The organism is Xanthobacter cornucopiae (assembly GCF_043195065.2).
In the GTDB taxonomy this organism is placed as follows: Bacteria; Pseudomonadota; Alphaproteobacteria; order Rhizobiales; family Xanthobacteraceae; genus Xanthobacter.
Genome location: NZ_CM195531.1, coordinates 1,577,362 through 1,600,243, shown reverse-complemented (window position 1 = coordinate 1,600,243; position 22,882 = coordinate 1,577,362). Strand labels below are relative to the sequence as shown.

Annotated in this window: 16 protein-coding genes; 11 read left to right on the top strand and 5 right to left on the bottom strand. The window is 69.6% G+C overall.

Going from position 1 to position 22,882, the window contains the following annotated elements:
- The first annotated feature begins 446 nt into the window (after nucleotides 1-446).
- The 11 genes from V5F53_RS07180 to cysG all read left to right on the top strand — a co-directional run bounded on the left by V5F53_RS07180 (nucleotide 447) and on the right by cysG (nucleotide 17,597).
- Nucleotides 447-1,895 carry a LapD/MoxY N-terminal periplasmic domain-containing protein gene (locus tag V5F53_RS07180; protein WP_393996641.1) on the top strand — a complete coding sequence of 483 codons (1,449 nt, stop codon included), beginning with the start codon at nucleotides 447-449 and terminating at the stop codon, nucleotides 1,893-1,895.
- Nucleotides 1,892-2,536: a response regulator transcription factor gene (locus V5F53_RS07175; RefSeq protein ID WP_393996642.1), complete on the top strand. Its 645-nt coding sequence runs from the start codon at nucleotides 1,892-1,894 to the stop codon at nucleotides 2,534-2,536. Before V5F53_RS07180 ends, V5F53_RS07175 begins: the two co-directional genes overlap by 4 nt.
- Before the next feature lie 226 nt (nucleotides 2,537-2,762).
- The gene (locus tag V5F53_RS07170) at nucleotides 2,763-6,824 is read left to right on the top strand and encodes a bifunctional nitrate reductase/sulfite reductase flavoprotein subunit alpha (protein ID WP_393996643.1); all 4,062 of its coding nucleotides are present in this window, start codon (nucleotides 2,763-2,765) and stop codon (nucleotides 6,822-6,824) included.
- Between the two features lie 57 nt (nucleotides 6,825-6,881).
- Complete coding sequence (locus V5F53_RS07165; RefSeq protein ID WP_393996644.1) at nucleotides 6,882-7,472, top strand: ANTAR domain-containing response regulator; 591 nt, start codon at nucleotides 6,882-6,884, stop codon at nucleotides 7,470-7,472.
- A 2-nt stretch (nucleotides 7,473-7,474) separates the two neighbouring features.
- Complete coding sequence (locus V5F53_RS07160) at nucleotides 7,475-8,740, top strand: CmpA/NrtA family ABC transporter substrate-binding protein (protein ID WP_393996645.1); 1,266 nt, start codon at nucleotides 7,475-7,477, stop codon at nucleotides 8,738-8,740.
- A gap of 272 nt (nucleotides 8,741-9,012) precedes the next feature.
- The gene (locus V5F53_RS07155; protein ID WP_393996646.1) at nucleotides 9,013-10,407 is read left to right on the top strand and encodes a CmpA/NrtA family ABC transporter substrate-binding protein; all 1,395 of its coding nucleotides are present in this window, start codon (nucleotides 9,013-9,015) and stop codon (nucleotides 10,405-10,407) included.
- A 22-nt stretch (nucleotides 10,408-10,429) separates the two neighbouring features.
- Complete coding sequence (locus V5F53_RS07150) at nucleotides 10,430-11,512, top strand: ABC transporter permease (protein ID WP_393996647.1); 1,083 nt, start codon at nucleotides 10,430-10,432, stop codon at nucleotides 11,510-11,512.
- A gap of 10 nt (nucleotides 11,513-11,522) precedes the next feature.
- Nucleotides 11,523-13,307, top strand: coding sequence for an ABC transporter ATP-binding protein (locus tag V5F53_RS07145; RefSeq protein ID WP_393996648.1), 1,785 nt, complete (start codon nucleotides 11,523-11,525; stop codon nucleotides 13,305-13,307).
- A gap of 17 nt (nucleotides 13,308-13,324) precedes the next feature.
- On the top strand, nucleotides 13,325-15,778 hold the full coding sequence (gene nirB / locus V5F53_RS07140; RefSeq protein ID WP_393996649.1) for a nitrite reductase large subunit NirB: 2,454 nt from the start codon (nucleotides 13,325-13,327) through the stop codon (nucleotides 15,776-15,778).
- A gap of 10 nt (nucleotides 15,779-15,788) precedes the next feature.
- Nucleotides 15,789-16,157, top strand: a complete 369-nt coding sequence (gene nirD / locus V5F53_RS07135; RefSeq protein ID WP_393996650.1) for a nitrite reductase small subunit NirD — start codon at nucleotides 15,789-15,791, stop codon at nucleotides 16,155-16,157.
- Nucleotides 16,158-16,166: 9 nt separating this feature from the next.
- Nucleotides 16,167-17,597, top strand: coding sequence for a siroheme synthase CysG (cysG, locus tag V5F53_RS07130; RefSeq protein WP_393996651.1), 1,431 nt, complete (start codon nucleotides 16,167-16,169; stop codon nucleotides 17,595-17,597).
- A gap of 10 nt (nucleotides 17,598-17,607) precedes the next feature.
- Here cysG and V5F53_RS07125 read toward each other — a convergent pair whose 3' ends face one another.
- From V5F53_RS07125 to aztA, 5 genes are all read right to left on the bottom strand, one after another.
- Nucleotides 17,608-18,663: an aminotransferase class III-fold pyridoxal phosphate-dependent enzyme gene (locus tag V5F53_RS07125; protein WP_393996652.1), complete on the bottom strand. Its 1,056-nt coding sequence runs from the start codon at nucleotides 18,661-18,663 to the stop codon at nucleotides 17,608-17,610.
- Between the two features lie 294 nt (nucleotides 18,664-18,957).
- Nucleotides 18,958-20,046, bottom strand: coding sequence for a CobW family GTP-binding protein (locus tag V5F53_RS07120; RefSeq protein WP_393996653.1), 1,089 nt, complete (start codon nucleotides 20,044-20,046; stop codon nucleotides 18,958-18,960).
- 101 nt (nucleotides 20,047-20,147) lie between these two features.
- Complete coding sequence (locus V5F53_RS07115) at nucleotides 20,148-21,137, bottom strand: metal ABC transporter substrate-binding protein (protein WP_393996654.1); 990 nt, start codon at nucleotides 21,135-21,137, stop codon at nucleotides 20,148-20,150.
- A 12-nt stretch (nucleotides 21,138-21,149) separates the two neighbouring features.
- Nucleotides 21,150-22,022, bottom strand: coding sequence for a metal ABC transporter permease (locus tag V5F53_RS07110; protein WP_393996655.1), 873 nt, complete (start codon nucleotides 22,020-22,022; stop codon nucleotides 21,150-21,152).
- Between the two features lie 109 nt (nucleotides 22,023-22,131).
- On the bottom strand, nucleotides 22,132-22,872 hold the full coding sequence (gene aztA, locus V5F53_RS07105; protein WP_393996656.1) for a zinc ABC transporter ATP-binding protein AztA: 741 nt from the start codon (nucleotides 22,870-22,872) through the stop codon (nucleotides 22,132-22,134).
- Between the last annotated feature and the right edge of the window lie 10 nt (nucleotides 22,873-22,882).

Sequence of the window (22,882 nt, the reverse complement as noted above, 5' to 3'; positions counted from 1 at the left end):
TTTCGGCGCGCGACGGCACGGGGGTCTGGGTTGTTCTGAAGACGCCGTCGCCCTCCGATTGCGACCAGCTCTTGCGTGTTCTTAGTTTTTTCTTGTGTGTTCTGTTTGGCGTGAGTGGATTTGAAGGCCTTCCGGCCCGCTTGTCTCGCGGTGTTTGTGCAATTGGCGCCGGGAAGAAGTGGCAATCAGATGCGGGAAGGATGACTAAGGCGCGCCGGAATAAGAACAAAACACAGGTATTCACAGATTGGCCCGCGGCGCGGCATAGAGGCTGGTCGGCGTGTCGCCGTGACGTATAATGCCGATGCTTCATGCTGGGTGTTTGGGTGCTTTGACGGAAATAATAAGAACATCATTAGAAGAATTGAGGAGGCTGGCGTGATTACGATTTCGGTCGCCTGTCGAGGATGGGCGTGAGCGCGGCCGGTGCCTTGAGGATGCGGGCGATGCGCGCGCGTCGGGCCGGGCGGGCGGTGTCCGTGGGCCGCGGGAGGCTGTCGCTGCGGGCGCAGGTGCTGGGCGCTGTGCTGGCCATCAACGCGGCCGCGGCGCTGGTGGCCGGCTTCGTGGTGGTGACCAATGCCCGCCGCGCCACCGGCGATGAAATGGCGGCCTCCGTGGACATGGCGGCGCAGATGGTGCGCGAGGTGGCGGAACGCGTGGCGGCCGATCCTGGTGCGCTGGAGGCGGCGCTGCCGATGCATCTGCGCCACCTGCGTCATGTGCGGCTGTCGCTGAGCGATGCCGAGGGGCGCGCCCTCCCGTCCGGGCCGGGTGCGCCGGCCGAACGGGTCGACGCCGCGCCGGAGTGGTTCGCGCGGCTGGTGGGGGTGGAGCCGCCGGTGCGCGACATCGATATCGTGGCCGGCGGCGCCTTGATCGCCCGTGTCCGGGTGGCCGGCGTGCCGGACGACGAGGTCGCGGAGGTGTGGGGAGATGTGTCCGACTTCGCCGCCGTCGCGCTGGCCGTCAACGCGGCGGTGCTGGCGGCGCTGTTCCTGGCCCTCGGACGGGTGCGGCGCGATCTCGGCGGGTTTCGGGCCGCGCTCGGCGAGCTCGAACACGATGGCCTGTGCCAGCGTCTCGCGCCGCCGCGCATCCGCGAACTCGCGGAGGTGGCGGAGGGTGTGAATGCCCTGGCCGATGCTCTCGACGCGGCCCGACGCGAGAATGCCCGCCTCAATGCGCGGCTGCTGACGATCGAGGAGAACGAGCGTCGGCGCCTCGCCGGGGAACTGCACGACGAACTGGGGCCGCTGATGTTCGGGCTGAAGGCCGGCGCCGATTCGCTCGCGCGCCTGTCGGCGCAGGCCCAGCCGGAGCTGGCGGCGCGCATGGCCTCCCGGGCCGCCGGCCTCATCGACATCGTGGAGCGGATGCAGGGCGCGAACCGGCGCCTGTTGCGGCGCATCCGCCCGGCGGCGCTGGGCCATGTGCCGCTCGCCGACGTTTTGGCGAGCCTGCTCGCCGACTTCCGCCAGCACGATCCTGAACGCGCCTTCCTCCTCGAGGCCGGCCCGCTGCGGGACCACTACGATGCCGCCCTGGAGGCGACGCTTTATCGCTGCGCCCAGGAGGCGATCACCAATGCGCTGCTGCACGGCGAGGCGCGGACGGTGGGCCTGACCGTGGGCGAGGCGCCGGCAGCCACCCCCGGCGCACTCGCGGCTTCCCCCGCGACGGTCCTGCGGCTGCTGGTGCGCGATGACGGGCGCGGTCCCCCGGCGGCGTTGTCCAGCGGACTGGGCCTCGCCGGAATGCGCGAGCGGGTGCGGGCGCTGGGCGGCGTCTGTGGGCTGGCGGCGGACCCGCGCGGCGGCGCCGTGCTGACGGTGGAAATTCCCCTTCCCATGCGCGGCGCGGACCGGCCCGGCGCAGACGAGCCGAGACCATGACGAATGTGCTGCTGATCGACGACCATCCCATCGTGCTGCAGGGCTGCCGCTACATCCTGGAGGATGCCGGCGTGTGTGAGCTGATGGAGGCGGGCACCGCGCTTTCCGGCTATCGCCTGTTCCGCCGCCGCCGGCCGGATGTGGTGATCGTCGATCTCGCGCTCAGCGGCAGCGGCCTTGCTGGCCTGCCCCTGGTGCGCCGGCTGCGCGCCCAGGCGCCGCGCATGCCGATCCTGGTGTTCTCCATGCACGCCGATCCGGTGATCGCCAGCCGGGCGCTGGAGGCGGGCGCCACCGGCTATCTGGTGAAGGACACCTCGGCCGCCGACCTGCTGGAGGCGTTCGACAAGGTGCGGCGGGGCCAGCCCTATATCAGCCATCAGCTCGCGCTGGACGTGGCCATGCTGAGCAGCCGCGGCCGGCCAGGCGCCATGGCGGACCTGACCCCGCGCGAGCTGCAGGCGCTGGCGCTGCTGGCCGAGGGCAAGGCCTATGGCCAGATCGCCGACGAGCTGGGGGTGAGCTACAAGACGGTCGCGAACACCTGCTCCCAGCTCAAGGTCAAGCTCGGCGCCGGCAATCTGGCCGAGCTGATCCATCGCGCCATTCATTATGTTTCGGCGGCGCCCGCGACCCGGTAGGCGTGCGGTCCGCAAGGCCGCCGTGCCCGATGGCGTGTTCATGTGCTCAATGGAGGCTTGCGTTCGCGCCGCGCATTGGTTTTACTAAAGGGCATCGAGAGACATAGGGCCGTTGGGCGCCACGATGGCGCGGGATGGCCGAGGATGAATCCTCATGTGGCAAAGCCGCCACCTGCGTTCCCCTCCGGGGAGCGCTGGTGGCGGCTTTTTTCGTTTTGGAGCGGGCATGAGCGGCGCGGCGCAGGCGACGGAGAAGGTCAGGAGCGTCTGTCCCTATTGCGGGGTGGGCTGCGGCATCGTGCTGGACGTGCGCGACGGCGCGGTGGTCAAGGTCTCCGGCGACAAGGCCCATCCGGCCAATGCCGGGCGCCTGTGCACCAAGGGCAGCACCTGCGCCGAGCCGCTCGGGCGCGGCCGGCTGGCCGGCGCGTTCACCCGTGCGCGCCGGGGCGACGACCAGGTGCCGGTGGGGGTGGACCAGGCGGTGGGCGAGGTCGCCCGGCGGCTGGAGGACATCATCGCCCGCGATGGGCCGGACGCGGTGGCCTTCTATGTCTCCGGGCAGATGTCCATGGAGGCGCAGTATCTCGCCAACAAGCTGGCCAAGGGCTTCATTCGCACCGGCCATGTCGAATCCAACTCGCGCTTGTGCATGGCCAGCGCCGGTGCCGGCTACAAGCTGGCGTTCGGGGCCGACGCGCCTCCGGGCTCCTATGATGACTTCGACACGGCAGACCTGTTCCTGCTCATCGGCGCCAACATGGCCGATTGCCATCCCATCCTGTTCCTGCGCCTCATGGACCGGGTGAAGGCGGGGGCCCGCTTGATCGTGGTGGACCCGCGCCGCACCTCCACCGCCGAAAAAGCCGACCTGTTTCTTCAGATCCGCCCGGGAACGGACCTCGCCTTTCTCAACGGCCTGCTGCACCTGCTGGCGGCGGCCGGGCGCGTGGATGCGGACTTCATCGCCCGCCACACCTCCGGCTGGGACGCAGTTGCGGCCCAGCTCGCCGATTATCCGCCCGCCACGGTGGCGACCCTCACCGGCCTTCCGGAGGCGGACCTGCGCCGCGCGGCGGAGTTGATCGCCGCCGCCGCGGCCTTCACCACCTGCTGGACCATGGGGCTGAACCAGAGCACCCACGGCACCGCCAACACCACCGCCATCTGCAACCTGCACCTGGCCACGGGACAGATCTGCCGGCCTGGCGCCGGGCCGTTCTCGCTCACCGGCCAGCCCAATGCCATGGGCGGGCGCGAGATGGGCTACATGGGCCCGGGCCTGCCCGGCCAGCGCAGCCTGACCGTGCCCGCCGACCGGGCCTTCACCGAAGCGGTGTGGGGGCTGAAGCCGGGCACCCTGCGCGCCGAGGCGGCGGCCGGCACCACGGCCATGTTCGAGGCGATGAAGGCTGGGCGCATCAAGGCGTGCTGGATCATCTGCACCAATCCGGTGGCGTCGGTGGGCAACCGCCAGGTGGTTATAGATGCCTTGAAGGCGGCTGAACTGGTGGTGGTGCAGGATGCCTTCCTGGACACCGAGACCAGCGTTTACGCCGACGTGCTGCTGCCCGGCGCCCTGTGGGCCGAGGCCGATGGGGTGCTGGTGAATTCCGAGCGCAACCTGACCCTGGCGCCGCAGGCGGTGGCGCCCCCGGGGGCGGCGCGGGCCGACTGGCGGCTCATCGCCGACGTGGCGATCGCCATGGGATTCGCCGACGCCTTCACTTATGCCGACGCCTCCGAGGTGTTCGCGGAAATCACCGCCTTTTCCAATCCGCAGACCGGCTATGACCTCGCCGGAGCCAGCCACGCCCGGCTGGCCGGCGGGCCACTGCAATGGCCGGTGGCGCGCGATGGCGGGCCGCGCAATCCCATCCGCTACCGCAACGACGGGCGCCACATGCCGCGCCGGGTGGAGGCCGACGGGCGGGCGCCGGACCTGGCCTTCGCCACCCCGGACGGACGGGCGCGGTTCGTGCCCTCGCCCCATGTGCCCCCCGCCGAGGTGCCGGACGACGCGTTCCCGCTGGTGCTCAACACCGGGCGCCTGCAGCACCAGTGGCACACGCTGACCAAGACCGGGAAGGTGCCGACCCTCAACAAGCTCAATCCCGGCCCGTTCCTGGAGCTTCATCCAGAGCGCGCGGCGCGGCTCGGCATCGCCGAGGGCGACCGGGTGGAAGTGCGCTCGCGGCGGGGGCGGGCGGTGTTGCCGGCGCGGCTGAGCGCGCGGGTGCGGCCGGAGGAGTGCTTCGCGCCCTTCCATTGGGCCGACGTGTTCGGCGACGCCATCGCCATCAATGCCGTGACCAGCGACGCCGTCGATCCGCTGTCGCACCAGCCGGAATTGAAGATTGCCGCCGTCGCCCTCACCCGGGTGGGGCCGGCGCCGCAGCGGGAGAGCCCATCCATGGCCCGTGTGTCCCCCCCGTCCCGCGTTCCGGCCGGCGCCGCCGGCGATGCCGCCGGCGCCCTTGCCGCGCTGCTCGGCCTTCAGCCGGGCGTCGATCTGGTCCTGGAGGCCGCCGAGCGGGGCTATCTCCAGGGCTTCCTCAGCGGCCTTTCGGCGCGGCCGGTGGCCGATGGACAGATTCCGGTGCTGCCGGCGGCGGCGCCGCTGCGCGCCGAGGCGCGGCTGGCGGTCGATGGCCTGCTGGCGGGCCTGTTCTCCCGCGCACCGATGACGGCGGAGGCCGCGCCGCCGGGGGGGCGCGTCCTGGTGGCGTTCGCCTCCCAGACCGGGCGGGCCGAGGCGGCGGCCGCCGCCCTGGCCGAGGCGCTGCGCGGCGGCGGGCTGGGGGTGCGGCTTGCCGCCCTGGACGAGCTGGCGCCGGCCGATCTTGCGGGCGCGGGCGCCGCCCTGTTCGTGGCGAGCACCTTCGGCGACGGCGATCCACCCGACAACGCCGGCGCCTTCTGGGCCCGGCTGAGCCAGCCGGATGCCCCGCCGCTGCAGGACCTGCGGTTCGGCGTGCTGGCGTTTGGCGACAGCACCTATGCCCAGTTCTGCGGCTTCGGCCGCAAGCTCGACGCCCGCCTGGCGGAGCTGGGGGCCCTGCGCCTGCTGGAGCGGGCGGACTGCGAGCCCGACGGCGAGGACGCGGCTGCCGCCTGGCAGCAGACGGCAGCCCGGCTGCTTCAAGTCTCTCCCGCCGCCGCCCCCAATCCGGCGCCCAAGCCGGCCTCCGATCGGCGCCGCACCGTGGTGGCCCAGGTGGTGCGCAACCGGCGGCTCAACGCTCCCAGCAGCGGCAAGGAGGTGCGCCAGATCGGCCTTGCCATTGGCGAGCTGGCCTATGAGGCGGGCGACGCGCTGGGGGTGATGCCGCGCAACGATCCGGCCCTGGTGGCCGAGATCATCGGTCTGCTACAGCTCGATCCCGAGGCGCCGGTGGTGGCGGGAGCCGAGGGCGCCATGCCCCTGGCCCAGGCGCTGGAGCGGCATTTCGAGATTTCTCGCCCGCATCCTGATGTTCTGCGGTGGTGGGCGGGGGCCAGCGGCGACGGCGAGCTGGCGGCGCTGCTCGGCGGGACACGGACGGAGCTGGACCGGGCGCTATGGGGCCGCCAGCTGGCCGACGTGCTGCGCGCCGCGCCGCGCAAGGTGCCGGTGGGCGAGTTCGTGGCGGTGCTGAAGCGCCTGCAGCCGCGCCTGTATTCCATCGCCTCCAGCCCGCTGATGACGCCGGGCGAGGTGGACCTGACGCTGTCCGCCGTGCGCTACGACTGTGCTGGCCGTGCGCGTGGCGGCGTCGCCTCCACCTTCCTCTCCGACCGGGCGCGGGAGGCTTCCGTGTTCGTTCAGGCCTCGCCTCACTTCCGGGTGCCGAAGGCGGGGGAGGTGCCTGTTGTCATGATCGGTCCTGGGACCGGCATCGCGCCGTTCCGCGCTTTTCTGCAGCAGCGCGAACTGACGGGCGCGGGCGGGCGCAACTGGCTGTTTTTTGGTGAGCAGCATGCCGCCAGCGATTTCTATTATCGCGACGAGCTGGAGGCGTGGCTGAAGCGCGGCCACCTGACCCGCCTGGACACCGCCTTTTCCCGCGATCAGCCGCGCAAGATCTATGTGCAGGACCGCATGCGGGAGGCCGGCGCCACGCTGTGGCGCTGGCTGGAGGAGGGGGCCCATGTCTATGTCTGCGGCGACGCGGCGCGCATGGCGCGGGACGTGGACGCGGCGCTGGTGGAGATCGTCGCGACCCATGGCGGCCTGGACCGGGAGGCGGCGCGCGAGCATGTCGCCGGGCTGGCGCGAACCAAGCGGTATGTGCGCGATGTGTATTGAGGGTGGCCCGTGCGCGCCTGCGTTGCGCGGCCGGCGGGGTTCGGGCAGAAAGACGTGATGCGCGACGCGGACCTTTCCATTCTCGTCATCGACGAAAACGCCATCCGGGCGCAGATCATCGAAGAGGGGCTGCGCGCGGCCGGGCATGTCCGCGTCAGCGTGGTGCACGAGATCCAGGGGGTGGCGCGCACCATCGAGCGGGTCTCGCCCGACGTGATCGTCATCGACCTGGAAAATCCCAATCGGGACATGCTCGAAAGCATGTTCCTGCTGTCGCGCTCGGTGCAGCGCCCCATCGCCATGTTCGTGGACCGCTCCGACCGGGCGGCCATCGAGGCGGCGGTCGAGGCGGGGGTGTCCGCTTATGTGGTGGACGGGCTCCGGCAGGAGCGGGTCAAGCCCATCCTCGACATGGCGATTTCCCGCTTCAACGCGTTCTCGCGCATGGCGCGCGAGCTGGAGGAAGCGCGCACCGAGCTGGAGAATCGCAAGACGCTCGACCGGGCGAAGGCCATTCTCATGAAATCCCGCGGGCTTTCGGAGGAGGCGGCCTACAAGCTGCTGCGCACCACCGCCATGAATCAGAACCGCAAGATCGCCGACATCGCCCAGAGCCTCGTCATGGCGGCTGGACTGCTGGAGGGCTAGCCATGTCGCAGGACGCCGCAACCGAGGATGCCGATATTCGCGTGGGCTTCCTGCCGCTGCTGGACAGCGCCATCCTGGTGGCGGCGGTGGTGAAGGGCTTCACCCGCGAGGAAGGCCTCATGGTGCGCCTCAGCCGGGAGCCGTCGTGGAGCAGCATCCGCGACCGCCTCGCGGTGGGGGCGCTGGATGCCGCCCACATCCTGGCGCCCATGCCCATCGCCGCCAATCTCGGCCTGTTTCCGCTCTCGCCCACGCTGCTCGCTCCCTTCGCCATGGGGCTCGGCGGCAATGCCGTCACCGTCTCCACCGCCGTGGCGCGGGAGCTGGAGGCGGCCGGGGCGGGCGGGACGCTGGATGCCGGTCAGGTCGGACGGGCGCTGAAGCAGGTGGTGGCGGCGCGCCGGGCGCGGGGCCTGCCGGCGCTGCGGTTCGGCGTGGTCTATTCGTTCTCCGGGCACAATTTCGAGCTGCGTTTCTGGCTCGCCGCGTCGGGCATCGATCCCGACCGCGATGTGGAAATCGTGGTGCTGCCGCCGCCGCAGATGCCCGGCGCGCTGGCGGGCGGGCAGATCGACGGCTTCTGCGCCGGCGAGCCCTGGAACACCGCAGCCGTGCGCGGGCGCGCGGGGCAGATTGCCACCGTGAAGGCGATGATCTGGCGGTCCAGCCCCGAGAAGGTGCTGGGCGTGTCGCGCCCCTGGGCGGACGCCAATCCGGCCGCCCTCGACGCCTTCCTGCGGGGGCTCTACCGCGCCGCGCTGTGGTGCGGCGAGCGGGGCAACCAGGGCGAGCTGGCCCGCATCCTGGCGGCGCCGCGCTTCCTGGACGTGGACCCGGCGCTTCTGGCCACGGGGTTGTCCGGCGCCATGGAGGTGGCCGTCGGCCGCATCGTCCAGGTGGACGACTTCTTCCTGACCGCGTCCAAGGCCGCCACCTTCCCCTGGCAGAGCCATGCCCTGTGGTTCTATAGCCAGATGGTGCGCTGGGGCTTTTGCAGCCACTCCCCGCGTAACGCCCTCATCGCCCGCGATTCCTACCGGCCGGACCTGTACCGGAGGGCGTTGCGCGGCCTGGGCGCGCCGCTGCCGGGCGCCAACCTGAAGGTGGAGGGCGCATTGGTGAGGCCGACCCCGGTGGGCGCGGCCAATTCCAGCCTGGTGCTGGGGCCTGACGGCTTCTTCGATGGACACATCTTCGATCCCGACCGGATCGACGACTACATCCGCGCACAGGCGGCCGTGCCGGGACTGGATGTGGCCAAGAGGTGAGCGTTGGCTGACTATTTTTGCAGCACAACAACCAAATGCAGTGCAGATAGCGCATCGCACAAGAAAGCATCTTGCAGAATTAGAATAAGCATGGTTCTTTAGCTCATCCCAATATTCGGCGCCCAACGAAGGGCTCCATGGCAAAGCCGCCAAACCTCACACGTCCCACCCGGGGCCTGCTGACGGTTTCGCGGCTTTTTTGCTTTTCGCCCCCGCTCTCGCGGGCCGCGGCCTTAACCGGGGATGCCCCCACGTCCAAGAATGGACCCCAAATGGCCTATACAACCGACGCCGGACCGAAGCGCCTTTCCCGCCTTGCCGCCATCGCTGTGCTGGCGGGCTTCGCCGCCCCCGCCCTCGCCGGTCCGCTCCCCGTGGAGAAGGACGAGCTGAAGCTGGGCTTCATCAAGCTGACCGACATGGCGCCGCTGGCCATCGCCAAGGAGAAGGGCTTCTTCGAGGATGAGGGGCTTTACGTGACGCTGGAGCCGCAGGCCAATTGGAAGGTGCTGCTCGACCGCGTCATCACCGGCGAGCTCGATGGCGCCCACATGCTGGCCGGCCAGCCGCTGGCCGCCACCATCGGCTTCGGCACCAGGGCGGAGATCGTCACCCCCTTCTCCATGGACCTCAACGGCAATGCCATCACCGTCTCCAACGCGGTGTGGGCGCAGATGAAGCCGGGCATTCCCACCGGGACCGACGGCAAGCCGCAGCATCCCATCAAGGCCGATGCGCTGAAGCCGGTGGTGGAGACGTACAAGGCTCAGGGCAAGCCGTTCAATCTCGCCATGGTGTTTCCGGTCTCCACCCATAATTACGAGCTGCGCTACTGGCTCGCCGCCGGCGGCATCAGCCCCGGCTACTATTCGACCAGCGACGTGTCGGGCCAGATCAAGGCCGACGCGCTGCTGTCGGTGACGCCGCCGCCACAGATGCCGGCGACCCTGGAGGCGGGCACCATCGTCGGCTATTCGGTGGGCGAGCCCTGGAACCAGGCGGCGGTGTTCAAGGGCATTGGCGTGCCGGTGGTGACCGATTACGAGATCTGGAAGAACAATCCCGAGAAGGTCTTCGGCCTCACCAAGGAATTCACCCAGAAATATCCTAATACGACGGTGGCCCTCACCAAGGCCCTCATCCGCGCTGCCCGGTGGCTGGATGAAAACAACAACGCCAATCGCGACGAGGCAGTGAAAATCCTCGCCAAGAGCGAATACGTGGGCGCCGACGCCAAGGTCATTGCCAATTCGATGACCGGGACCTTCGAATACGAGAAGGGCGACAAGCGCGAGGTGCCGGATTTCAACGTCTTCTTCCGCTACAACGCCACCTATCCCTTCTATTCGGACGCGGTGTGGTACCTCACCCAGATGCGCCGCTGGGGCCAGATCCCCGAGCACAAGCCGGATGCCTGGTACGCCGAGATCGCCAAATCCGTCTACAAGCCCGACATCTACATGACGGCGGCCAAGCTTCTGGTGGAAGAGGGCAAGGCCAAGGCGGACGAGTTCCCTAACGGGTCCGATGGATACAAGCCGGCGACATCCGATTTCATCGACGGCGTGCGCTATGACGGAAAAACTCCGAACGCCTACATCGACTCCCTGCCCATCGGCCTGAAGGGAAACCAGAAGGTCGAGGGCAGCGAGATCACCGGCGGCTGACCGCAAGGCGAGGAGCAAGACCATGTCCCACGTGTCCGAAACCTTCGATGCGACCGCCGGCAAGGCCGCGCGCCGCGAGAAGATCTTCCAGGCCATCAATCGCGCCGCTGTCTGGCTCAATGTGCTCGGGCTGGGTTTCGTCGTGCCGCTGGTGAAGATCGCGGCCGGCGACTCGGTTTCCGAGCAGCTCGGGGAACTGAAGCGGGTGTTGCTGGTGCCGCTCGCCGGCATCCTGGTGTTCCTGGCGGTGTGGGCGGTGCTGGCGCCCAAGGTGCAGACCTCGCTCGGGGCCATTCCGGGGCCGATGGCGGTGGCCGAGCAGGCCGGCGCCCTGTTCGCCGACCACGCCGCCGAGCGCCGCAAGGCCGCCGAGTTCCATGCCCGGCAGGACGTCCGCAATGCCGCCCTGGTGGAGCAGGGCAAGGCCGATCAGGTGAAGGTGCGCGCCTATACCGGCAAGCCCACCTACGTGGACCAGATCTTCACCTCGCTGCTGACCGTGGGCCTGGGCTTCCTCATCGGCACCGTCATCGCCATTCCGGTGGGCATCGCCTGCGGCCTGTCGAAGACCTTCAACGGCGCCATCAATCCCTTGATCCAGCTATTCAAGCCGGTGTCGCCCCTGGCCTGGTTGCCGATCGTCACCATGGTGGTGTCGGCGGTGTACCTCAATCCCTCCGACCTGCTGCCGAAGTCGATGGTGATCTCGGCGGTGACGGTGACGCTGTGCTCGCTGTGGCCCACCATCATCAACACCGCATTGGGCGTCGCCTCCATCGACAAGGACCTGGTCAATGTCGGAAAGGTGCTGCAGCTCTCCACCTTCACCACCATCCGCAAGCTGGTGCTGCCTTCGGCGCTGCCGCTGATCTTCACCGGCCTGCGGCTGGCGCTGGGCGTGGGCTGGATGGTGCTGATCGCCGCCGAGATGCTGGCGCAGAACCCGGGCCTTGGAAAGTTCGTGTGGGACGAGTTCCAGAATGGCTCCTCCACCTCCCTGGCGCGCATCATGGTGGCGGTTTTCACCATCGGCATCATCGGCTTCATCCTCGACCGGGTGATGTACGCGCTGCAGTCCGCCTTCACCTTCTCCACCAACCGCTGAGGGGGCGCGCATGACCACCCTTCACGCCATCGAAACCGCTCCGATCCTGGAGGCGCGCGGCGTCGCCAAGGGGTTCGGGGCGGGACCGGCCCGCAACGCGGTGCTCGCCGGCATCGATCTTCAGGTGAACGAGGGCGAGTTCATCGCCATCGTCGGCTTCTCCGGTTCCGGCAAGTCCACCCTCATCTCGCTGCTGTCGGGGCTTGCTGTGCCCGACTCCGGGCAGGTGCTGTTCAAGGGCGCTGCCGTCACCGGCCCGGCGCCGGAGCGCGGCGTGGTGTTCCAGAACTATGCGCTGATGCCGTGGCTGTCGGTGGAAGACAACGTCGCCCTGGCGGTGGGGAGCGTGCACAAGGCCCGCCCGAAGGCGGAGCGGCGGGAGATTGTCTCCACCTACATCGACATGGTGGGCCTTTCCCATGCCCGGGATCGCAGGCCCGCCGAGCTGTCGGGGGGCATGCGCCAGCGCGTGTCGGTGGCGCGCGCGCTCGCCATGCGGCCGGCGGTGCTGCTGCTCGACGAGCCGCTGTCGGCTCTGGACGCGCTGACCCGCGCCAAGCTGCAGGACGAGTTCGCGGCCATCTGCGAGCGTGAGAAAAAGACCATCGTCCTCATCACCAATGACGTGGACGAGGCGATCCTGCTCGCCGACCGCATCCTGCCGCTCACGCCGGGCCCGCGGGCCACGCTGGGCCGCTCGTTTGCGGTGGACCTGCCACGCCCGCGTGCCCGCTCGGCCATGAATTCCGATCCGGCTTTCATCCGCATCCGCGCGGAGGTGACCGAGTATCTGCTGGATCTTGGCGCCCGGCGCGGCGGGGACGCGCAGGCCCAGATCACCCTGCCGAACGTGGTTCCCATCACCCAGAAGCCCCAGGCTTCGACGCTGCCGGCCGCCTACGCCAAGCGCGCCACCTCGCCCATCGAGAAGCGTTATGTGGAGTTTTCCGAGGTTCGCAAGGTCTACCCCACGCCGAAGGGCCCGCTCACCGTGGTGGACGGCTTCGATCTCAAGATCAACAAGGGCGAGTTCATCTCCATTATCGGCCATTCCGGCTGCGGCAAGTCCACCGTCTTGTCCATGGCGGCGGGGCTGAACAGCATCTCCTCCGGCGGCGTGGTGCTGGATGGGCGTGAAATCTCCGGCGCGGGGCCGGACCGCGCGGTGGTGTTTCAGGCGCCCTCGCTCATGCCCTGGCTGACGGCGCGGGAGAATGTCGCGCTCGGCGTGGACAAGGTCTATCCGGAGGCGACCCCGGGCGAGCGGCGCGACATCGTCGAATATTACCTGCAGCGGGTGGGCCTGGGCGAGGCCATGCACCGGCTCGCCGCCGACCTTTCCAACGGCATGAAGCAGCGGGTCGGCATCGCCCGCGCCTTCGCCCTTTCGCCCAAGCTGCTGCTGCTGGACGAGCCGTTCGGCATGCTCGACAGCCTGACGCGCTGGGAACTGCAGGAAGTCTTGATGGAGGTATGGGCGCGCACCAAGGTGACCGCCATCTGCGTTACCCACGACGTGGACGAAGCGATCCTGCTCGCCGACCGGGTGGTGATGATGTCCAACGGGCCAAACGCCCGCATCGGCAACATCATGGAGGTGGACCTTCCGCGGCCGCGCAGCCGCAAGGCGCTGCTCTCCCACCCGGACTACTACGCCTACCGCGAGGAACTGCTCGACTTCCTGGAAGCCTATGAGGGCGGCGCCAATCCCGCCCCCGAGCAGCTTCAGGCCATCCAGAACAAGCGCGCCACCCGCATGGCCCGGCAGACCGGCGTCCGCGGCGCGGCCGAGTGAGCCCCGGAGACAGACCCATGACCCAGAAACTTGTCATCATCGGCAATGGCATGGCCCCGGGGCGCATGCTGGAGGAGCTGTTCGAGAAGGCTCCCGGCCTCTACGACATCACCATTTTCAACGCCGAGCCCCGCGTCAATTACGACCGCATCATGCTGTCGCCGGTGCTCTCGGGCGAGAAGGCATACGAGGACATCATCATTCACGATGAGGCCTGGTATGCCTATCACGGCATCACCCTGCACAAGGGGGCCAAGGTGACGCACATCGACCGCGCGGCCAGGACCGTGACGGCCGAGAACGGCATCACCGCCAGCTATGACAAGCTGGTGATCGCCACCGGCTCGGCGCCCTTCATCATTCCGGTGCCCGGCGCCGATCTTCCCGGCGTGCTGGCCTATCGCGACCTCGACGACGTGACGCGGATGCTGGAGATCGCCCGCGATGGCGGCCGGGCGGTGGTCATCGGCGCCGGCCTGCTGGGGCTGGAGGCCGCCTATGGCCTGAAGCGTCAGGGCATGGAGGTGAGCGTGGTCCACCTCATGCCGAGCATCATGGAGCGCCAGCTCGACCCCGCCGCCGCCTATCTGCTGGAAAAGGCCCTCGTCGCGCGCGACATCGCCATTCACACCAAGGCCAACACCAAGGCCATCCTCGGCCGCGAGGCGGTGGAAGGGGTGGCGCTGGACGACGGGCGGGTGCTGCCGGCAGACCTGGTGGTGATGGCGGTGGGCATCCGCCCCTCGGCCCAACTGGCCAAGGCGGCGGGACTGACGGTCAACCGGGGCATCGTCGTCGATGACGGCATGCGCACCTCGGACCCGGCCATCTATGCGCTGGGCGAATGCGCCGAGCACCGCGGCCAGTGCTACGGGCTGGTGGCGCCGCTCTATGAAAGCGCGGCGGTTCTGGCCGACCGCCTCTCCGGCGGCCAGGCCGAATATCTGGGCTCGGTGACCTCCACCAAGCTCAAGGTGACGTGCGTCAACCTGTTCTCCGCCGGCGATTTCGCGGATGGCGAGGGGCGGGAAGAGATCGTGCTGCGCGATGCCGCGGCCGGGGTCTACAAGCGCCTGGTGCTGAAGGACAATCGCATTGTCGGCGCGGTGATGTATGGGGACGTGGCCGACGGCCCCTGGTATTTCGACATGCTGAAGCGCGGCACCGACGTGGGTGCCCTGCGCGACGGCCTCATCTATGGCCAGGCCTACCAGGGGGCGCTGGCGGGGGGCGCCACCCAGGCCCCGGGCGCGGCGGTGGCGGCGCTGGCCGACGACGCGGAAATCTGCGGCTGCAACGGCATCTCCAAGGGCCGGATCGTCGCCGCCATCCGGTCGAAGGGCCTCACCACCCTGGCGGAGGTGCGCGCCCACACCAAGGCGTCGGCCTCCTGCGGCTCCTGCACCGGGCTGGTGGAGCAGGTGATGGCGCTGACCCTGGGCGAGGCCTATCGCCCGAGCACGGTGGAGCCGGTGTGCGGCTGCACCGACCTCGGCCATGACGACGTGCGCCGGCTGATCCGCGCCAAGGGGCTGAAGACCATTCCGGCGGTGATGCAGGAACTGGAGTGGAAGACCTCCTGCGGCTGTGCCAAGTGCCGGCCGGCGCTCAACTACTATCTCGTGTGCGAGTATCCGGACGACTATGCGGACGACTACCAGTCGCGGTTCGTGAATGAGCGGGTGCATGCCAACATCCAGAAGGATGGCACCTATTCTGTGGTGCCGCGCATGTGGGGCGGCGTCACCTCGTCCGGGGAACTGCGGGCCATCGCCGACGTGGTGGACAAGTTCGCCATTCCTATGGTGAAGGTCACCGGCGGGCAGCGCATCGACCTGCTGGGCGTGCGCAAGGAGGACCTGCCGGCGGTGTGGGCGGACCTCGGCCAGGCCGGCTTTGTCTCCGGCCAGGCCTATGCCAAGGGCCTGCGCACGGTGAAAACCTGCGTGGGGTCGCAATGGTGCCGGTTCGGCACCCAGGATTCCACCGGGCTCGGCATCCGCCTGGAGCGCTTCATGTGGGGCTCCTGGACCCCGGCCAAGGTGAAGTTGGCGGTGTCCGGCTGTCCGCGCAACTGCGCGGAGAGCACCTGCAAGGATATCGGCATCATCTGCGTGGACTCCGGCTACGAAATCCACTTCGCCGGCGCGGCGGGGCTGGACATCAAGGGCACGGAAATCCTCGGCACCGTGCGCACCGAGGATGAGGCGCTCGAGCATGTGGTGGCGCTCACCCAGATGTACCGCGAGGGCGCGCGCTACCTGGAGCGCATCTACAAATGGGCGCGGCGCATCGGCTATGACGAGGTGCGCACCCGCATCATGACCGACGAAGCCGCGCGCCGGGCCTATTTCGAGCGCTTCGTGTTCTCCCAGAAGTTCGCCCAGGTGGACCCCTGGTCGGAGCGCGTCTCCGGCAAGGACAAGCATGAGTTCAAGCCCATGGCGGTCATCGCCGAAGCTGCGGAATGAGGGGCGCGAGATGAGCACCGACACCACCACGCACGACATCCAGTGGATCGCCATCGGCCATATCGACGACATCCCGCGGCGGGGCGCGCGCTGCGTCTCCACGCCGCGCGGCCGCATCGCGGTCTTCCGCGCCGCCGACGACACGGTGTTCGCCCTGGACGACCGCTGCCCCCACAAGAGCGGGCCGCTGGCCCAGGGAATCGTTCATGGCCACTCCGTCACCTGCCCGCTGCACAATTGGGTGATCGCGCTGGACACCGGCGCCGCGCAGGGCGCCGACGAGGGGCAGGTGAGGACCTGGGCGGTGCGCAACACCGCGGGCAGCCTGTTCCTCTCCCTCGACGGGCCGTTCCGGGCCCTCGACCTCGCGGCGGAATAGGAGGCAGCCATGGGCAAGGCCGAGATCGACGCCCGCCCGGCGCGGGTGGAGCCGCTGGCGGTGCTGCCGGTGTTCCTGCAGCTCAAGGGCAAGCCGGCGCTGGTGGTGGGCGGCAGCGATGCTGCCGCCTGGAAGGCGGAGTTGCTCAGCGCCGCCGGGGCGGTGGTCGAGGTGCATGCCGACAGCCTCAGCGAGGCCATGAGCGGCCTCGTCGCCGCCGGGCGCGTGCGGCATGCGGGCCGGGACTGGCGCATGGCCGATCTTGGCGCCCATGTTCTGGCCGTGGCCGATCTCGCCGGCCCGGACGCGGATCGGTTCGCCGCCGCCGCCCGCGCGGCGGGTGTGCCGGTGAACGTCATCGACCAGCCGGCGCTGTGCGGCTTCCAGTTCGGCTCCATCGTCAATCGCTCGCCGGTGGTGGTGGGCATCTCCACCGATGGCGCGGCGCCGGTGCTGGGACAGGCCATCCGGCGCCGCATCGAGACGCTGTTGCCGCGCCACCTGTCCGATTGGGGAGCGCTGGCCGGGCGCATCCGCGCACAGGTGGCGGCCCGCCTGCCGGGCGCCACTGCACGCCGCCGGTTCTGGGAGCTGTTTGCCGAGCGGGCCTTCGCCGCCGCGGGCGCGCCGGATGCCGACGCCGTGCGGCTGGAGGAGGCGCCGCCGACCGCCGGTTCGGTGACGCTGGTGGGGGCGGGGCCGGGCGACGCCGAATATCTCACCCTCAAGGGCATGCGGGCGCTGCAGTCGGCCGACGTCATCCTGTTCGACGACCTGGTGTCGCCGGAGCTGCTGGAACTGGCGCGGCGCGAGGCCAAGCGCATGTTGGTGGGCAAGCGCGGCGGCCGCGAGAGCTGCCGCCAGGAGGACATCAACGCCCTGATGCTGCGCTTTGCCCGCCAGGGCAAGCGGGTGGTGCGCCTGAAGGCGGGAGACCCTTCCGTGTTCGGCCGCTCGGGCGAGGAGATCGCGGCGCTGCAGGCGGCGGGCATCGCCGTTTCCGTGGTGCCGGGCATCACCACTGCCAGCGCGCTGGCGGCGGGGCTCAACACCTCGCTCACCCATCGCGATGCGGCGCAATCGGTGCGCTTCGTCACCGGCCATTCGCGCCGGGGTGTGCTGCCGGACACCCTCGATTGGCGGGCGGTGGCCGATCCCGCCACCACCACCGTGTTCTACATGGGCGGCCGCACGGCACCACAGATCGCCGGCCGCCTGCTCGGCGAGGGCATGGCGCCGGACACGCCGGTGGTGATCGCCGCCAATGTCAGCCGCAAGGACGAACGCCGCTGGAGCGGGCCGCTCGCAGCCCTGGCGCAGGGCATGGCCGGCATCGGCCACGACGATCCGGTGGTCATCGGCATCGGCCGGGTGTTCGCACGCAGCGAAGCCCTGGCGGCATCGGCGCCGGAGATGGCGCCGGCGCGCCTGGCGGTGTAAGGGCGCGCCCTCACACTGTCGCGGCGATGCGGGCGAGGATGGCGGCGGCGGCGTCGATCTCCTCTTCGCTCACGTCCAGGGCCGGGAACAGGCCGAGCACCCGGCCGAGCGGCCGGGTGAGCAGCCCCTCGGCGGCGGCCTTCGCGGCAAGCGGCGCGGCATCGTCCACGCAGGCCAGGCCCTGCATCAGCCCCAGCCCCACCGTGCCGGTGAACACCGCCCGGTGCTGATGGGCCAGCAGCGCCAGCCGGTCCTCCAGCATCCAGCCCCGGGCCTGCACCTGTGCTTCGAAGCCGGGGGCGGTGAGCCGGTCGAGCCGGGCATGGCCGGCAGCGAGAGCGGCGGCGTCCACTGGCGGCAGGCGGCGGGCCCCGCGCGCGACCTTGGCCGTGGTCAGCACGGCGGAGAGCGGCGCCGGCCCCGCCAGCCCGGCGCCCACGATCATCAGATCGGGGCTGGCGCCGGTCCATTCGTGGGCCCACATCATGCCGGTGCGGCCAAGTCCGCAGGCGCTTTCGTCATAGGCGAGGACGATTCCGTAGGCGTCTGCCGCCTCGCGCAGAGCCGCAAGCAGGCCGCCCGGCAGCACCTCCAGCGGGGAATCGGCGCGCACCGGCGCCAGCAGAATGCCTGCCGTTTTCGGGGTGATGGCGCCGATGATGGCTTCCGGGTCATCGGTGGCCAGGGTGTCGATGCCGGCGTCTCCGGCGAGGCCCAGGGGCAATGGGGCTGCATATGGGCCGGCGCAGTGGATCAACCGGGTTCGCTTGGGGCGCCCCGCCACCTGGTGGAAGGCGCGCAGGGTCTCCAGCGCGAACCGCCCGGCCTGGGCCGGATCCGGGCACAGGACGGCGCGATCGGCGAAGGAGGTGGCGCACAGCCTTTCTGCCAGTCGCTCCGCGCCGGACAGGTCTGGCGCCACCGGCGCGGCGGCGACCGGTGGTTCCGGCAGCGGCTGCAGGGGGCCCGAGAAGTCGATGTCTGGCGCGCGGGCCGTGGCGACGGTGTCTGCGGCTTCCACGCCTGCGGCGGCGGTATCAGGGGCGGCGGTGAGGGCGTGCGGCATGGGGGGCACCTGTGGTGACGGCCCCATGCGGGACCCGATCACTGCCAGGGTGCGCCCCAATGTCGGCGACCGCAAGCGCCGCCGCCGCCCGGCGCCCCGCCGCTGGCACCAGGGTGCGATGGCGACCGTGGTCAGGCCACGAACGAGCAGATCTATTCGCATCTTTCGCCGGGCTGGGCCGGTACAGGTATTAAAATACTGACAATGACGTAAGCTTATGTCTTGGGTTTCTTGAATGTCCGGGTGGGGGATGCGCCCCGGCGGCCCTTGGACCGTCCGGGGCGCAAGCGGGCATCAGGCCGTTTCGCAGGACAGGAAGCCGGTGCGCAGCCCCTCGACATCGAGCTTGCGGCCGATGAAGACGATGCGGCTCTGGCGCTTCTCGTCGGCCTTCCAGGGGCGCTGGTGGTCGCCGTCGAGGATCATGTGCACGCCCTGGAACACGAACCGGTCGGGATCGTCCTTGAACGAGAGGATGCCCTTGGAGCGCAGGATGTTGGGCCCTTCGGTGGCGACCAGCTGCTGAACCCAGGGGAAGAAGCGTTCCGGGTCCAGCGGCGTGTCGGTGGAGAAGGAGACCGACTGCATCTCGCTGTCGTGCACCGCGTGCAAGCCGTGGTGATGGTCGTGGTGATGTCCATGGTCGTGGCCGCAGTCCGGGCCGCAGTCGGCGCCATGCGCATGGTCGTGATGGTGATGGTCGTGCGCGTCTTCCTCCAGGAAGGCGGGCTCGATCTCCAGGATGCGGTCGAGGTCGAAGGCGCCCTGGTTCAGCACCTTGGCGATGTCGATCTCGGAACGCTGGGTGCGGTAGAGCTTGGCATAGGGGTTGATGCCGCGGATGCGGGCCTCCACCTCGCTCAGCTCTCCGGGGGTCACGAGGTCGGTCTTGTTGAGGAGGATGACGTCGGCGAAGGCCACCTGGTTCTTGGCTTCCGGGGCGTCCTTCAGCCGGTCGGAGAGCCATTTCGCGTCGGCCACCGTCACCACCGCGTCAAGCCGGGTCTTGGCCTGCACCTCCTCATCCACGAAGAAGGTCTGGGCCACCGGGGCGGGGTCGGCAAGGCCGGTGGTCTCGACGATGATGCCGTCGAAGTCGCCCTTGCGGCGCAGCAGGCCGTCGATGATGCGGATCAGGTCGCCGCGCACGGTGCAGCAGATGCACCCGTTGTTCATCTCGAACACTTCCTCGTCGGCCCCCACCACGAGGTCGTTGTCGATGCCGATCTCGCCGAACTCGTTGACGATGACCGCGAATTTCTTCCCGTGATGCTGCGAGAGAATGCGGTTGAGCAGCGTGGTCTTGCCGGCGCCGAGATAGCCGGTGAGCACGGTGACGGGGATTTTTCCGGCGGAGGTCTTGTCGGACTGCGTTTCAGCCATGGCTTGCACCTGAATGGGCGCGCGCCCGGCGGAAGGACGGGCGGCGCGGGGGTGTCGCGGAGCGGCTCCGCGTGTTGAGAAGGCCGGTCCGCGGGACGCTCTCAGCTCGACAGCGCCGAGGACAGCGTCTTCACGTTGGACTTGATCATGAGGATGTAGGTGGTCGCGGGGCCTTTGTCATCGGAGAGGGCGTCGGTATAGAGCGCGCCGCCGATCTTGGCGCCGCTCTCCTTGGCGATGCGCTCCACCAGGCGCGGATCGGTCACATTCTCCAGGAACACCGCCGGGATCTTCTGCGCCTTGATCTGGCGGATGATGCGGGCGACGTCCTTGGCGGAGGCCTCGCTTTCGGTGGACACGCCTTCCGGAGCGATCAGGGTGAGGCCGTAGGCGTCGCCGAAATAGCCGAAGGCGTCATGGGAGGTGATGATGCGGCGCTGGCCGGCCGGGATCGCCGCCACCGTCGCCTTCACCTCGTTCTCAAGGCTGTCGAGCCTGGCGATGTAGGCGGCGGCATTGGCGGTGTAGACGTCCTTGCCGGCCGGGTCGGCGGCGATCAGTCCGTCGCGGATGTTGGCCACGTAGACCTTGGCATTGGCGATGGACTGCCAGGCATGGGGGTCGATGGGGCCGTGGTGTTGCCCATGGGCATCCTTGTGGCCCTTGTCCTGGCCCTTCTTGCCGTGGTCGTGGGCGTCCTCGTCCTCCTGCGGCTCGGAGGCGGTGCGGGTGCGCGGGGTGATGCCGGTGGTGGCCACCACCACCTCGGCCTTGGTGCCGGAGGCCTTCACCAGCCGGTCCAGCCAGCCCTCGAAGCCGAGGCCGTTCACCACCACCACCTTGGCGGCGGCGAGCTTCTTCGCGTCGGCGGGAGTGGGCTGGTAGACGTGGCTGTCGCCGTTGGGTCCGACGATGGTGGTGAGGGCGATGCGGTCGCCGCCCACCTCCTTCACGAAATCGCCGAGGATGGAGAAGGACGCCACCACCGGCAGCCTGGCGTCCGGCTGGGACTGGGCGAAGGCGGGCGCCGCCGCGCCGGCGGCCAGGGCGGTGGCCAGGGTGGTGGCGAGGAGCAGGCGTCTGGAGAGCATCGCTGTGTCCTTTCAGGCTTCGAGATGGCGGCCCGGCAGCAGGCGCGCGAGCACCCCGCCGGCCGGGCCGAAGATGACGGCGACCCCATAGGCCACCCCAGCCACGAGGATGATGGAGGGCCCGGAGGGCGTGCCGAGGTGATAGGAGACCAGCAGCCCCGCCAGGCCGCTGAGGAAGGCAATGGCCGTGGAGAGCGCCACCAGGGCGCTCAGGTCGCGCACGAAGAAGCGCGCGGTGGCGGCGGGCAGCATCATCAGCCCCACCGCCAGCAGGGTGCCCAGGGCGTGGAAGCCGCCCACCAGGTTCAGCACCACCAGCGCCAGGAAGGCGATGTGGCTGACCCCGCCGGCCCGGCTCACCGAGGCCAGGAAGGTCGGGTCCACGCAGTCCATCACCAGCGGCCGCCAGATGAACGCCAGGGTGAGGAGGCTGACGGTGGTGATGCCGGCGATGAGAAGCAGGGTGGCGTTGTCGATGCCCAGCACCGTGCCGAACAGCACGTGCAGCAGGTCCACGTTGGAACCGCGCAGGGAGACGATGAGCACGCCCAGCGCCAGCGAGATCAGGTAGAAGGCGGCGAGCGAGGCATCTTCCTTCAGCTCCGTGGCCCGCGCCACCACGCCGGCGCCTACCGCTACCAGCAGCCCCGCCACCAGCCCGCCGAGGCTCATGGCATAAAGGTTCAGCCCCGCCAGCAGGAAGCCGATGGCGGCGCCGGGCAGGATGGCATGGGCCATGGCGTCGCCGGTCAGCGACATCCGCCGCAGCATCAGGAACGTGCCGAGCGGCCCGGCGCCGAGCGCCAGCGCGAGCACGCCGACGATCGCGCGGCGCATGAACTCGAACTCCACGAAGGGGGCGATGACGAGCTCGTAGGGGTTCATGTCGCATCCGCCGGGCGTGCGAGGGAAAGGTGGGAAGCGGTCTGGCGCGCGGTCGCGCGCCTGGGACCGGAGCGGCGCGCCGCTCCGGGGCACCCGGGTGTTCGCGGGTTCAGGCCGCCACGGCGCAGGTGGCGGCGTCGGCGCTCCAGGCTTCGCCCATGCGGCGGGCCTTGAGCAGGTTGTCGGGTGCGAGCGTCTCTCCGGTCGGTCCCCAGGCCACCGGCTGGCGGGCCAGCAGCAGGGTTTCGGGAAAGGCCGCCCGTACCAGATCGAAATCGTGCAGGACCGCCAGCACGGTGCGCCGTTCGCCGTGCCAGCGGCGCACCAGATCCACCAGATCGGCGATGGTCTTGGCGTCCAGGGCGGTGAACGGCTCGTCGAGCAGGATCACCCGGGCATCCTGCAGCAGCAGGCGGGCAAACAGGGTGCGTTGCATCTGCCCGCCCGACAGGGTGCCGATGGGCCGGTCCTCGAACCCTTCGAGGCCGACGGCGGCGACCGCCGCCTCGATGCGCCCGCGATCGCCCCGGCCGATGCCGCCGAACAGGCCGGCCCGGCGCCACAGGCCCATGGCGACCAGGTCGTAGACGGAAATGGGAAAGGAGCGGTCGATCTCCGCGCCCTGCGGCAGATAGGCGATGTCGCGGGACGACATGCCGTGCAGGTCCACCGCGCCGTGGAGCGGGCGCAGCGCGCCGCAGATGCCCTTCAGGAGGGTGGACTTGCCGGCGCCGTTGGGGCCGCACACCGCCAGCAGCGCGCCCTCGGCCACCTCGCCCGACAGATGGTGCACGGCCGGGTGCCGCTCGTAGCCCAAGGTGAGGTCGCGGAAGGAAATCTGCGCGGACATGCTCGTTCTC

Excerpts from the sequence above, each read along its gene's own strand:
- V5F53_RS07180 (WP_393996641.1), top strand. The coding sequence starts at position 447 with ATGCGCGCGCGTCGGGCCGGGCGGGCGGTGTCCGTGGGCCGCGGGAGG.
- V5F53_RS07175 (WP_393996642.1), top strand. The coding sequence starts at position 1,892 with ATGACGAATGTGCTGCTGATCGACGACCATCCCATCGTGCTGCAGGGC.
- V5F53_RS07170 (WP_393996643.1), top strand. The coding sequence starts at position 2,763 with ATGAGCGGCGCGGCGCAGGCGACGGAGAAGGTCAGGAGCGTCTGTCCC.
- V5F53_RS07165 (WP_393996644.1), top strand. The coding sequence starts at position 6,882 with ATGCGCGACGCGGACCTTTCCATTCTCGTCATCGACGAAAACGCCATC.
- V5F53_RS07160 (WP_393996645.1), top strand. The coding sequence starts at position 7,475 with ATGTCGCAGGACGCCGCAACCGAGGATGCCGATATTCGCGTGGGCTTC.
- V5F53_RS07155 (WP_393996646.1), top strand. The coding sequence starts at position 9,013 with ATGGCCTATACAACCGACGCCGGACCGAAGCGCCTTTCCCGCCTTGCC.
- V5F53_RS07150 (WP_393996647.1), top strand. The coding sequence starts at position 10,430 with ATGTCCCACGTGTCCGAAACCTTCGATGCGACCGCCGGCAAGGCCGCG.
- V5F53_RS07145 (WP_393996648.1), top strand. The coding sequence starts at position 11,523 with ATGACCACCCTTCACGCCATCGAAACCGCTCCGATCCTGGAGGCGCGC.
- nirB (WP_393996649.1), top strand. The coding sequence starts at position 13,325 with ATGACCCAGAAACTTGTCATCATCGGCAATGGCATGGCCCCGGGGCGC.
- nirD (WP_393996650.1), top strand. The coding sequence starts at position 15,789 with ATGAGCACCGACACCACCACGCACGACATCCAGTGGATCGCCATCGGC.
- cysG (WP_393996651.1), top strand. The coding sequence starts at position 16,167 with ATGGGCAAGGCCGAGATCGACGCCCGCCCGGCGCGGGTGGAGCCGCTG.
- V5F53_RS07125 (WP_393996652.1), bottom strand. The coding sequence starts at position 18,663 with ATGCCGCACGCCCTCACCGCCGCCCCTGATACCGCCGCCGCAGGCGTG.
- V5F53_RS07120 (WP_393996653.1), bottom strand. The coding sequence starts at position 20,046 with ATGGCTGAAACGCAGTCCGACAAGACCTCCGCCGGAAAAATCCCCGTC.
- V5F53_RS07115 (WP_393996654.1), bottom strand. The coding sequence starts at position 21,137 with ATGCTCTCCAGACGCCTGCTCCTCGCCACCACCCTGGCCACCGCCCTG.
- V5F53_RS07110 (WP_393996655.1), bottom strand. The coding sequence starts at position 22,022 with ATGAACCCCTACGAGCTCGTCATCGCCCCCTTCGTGGAGTTCGAGTTC.
- aztA (WP_393996656.1), bottom strand. The coding sequence starts at position 22,872 with ATGTCCGCGCAGATTTCCTTCCGCGACCTCACCTTGGGCTACGAGCGG.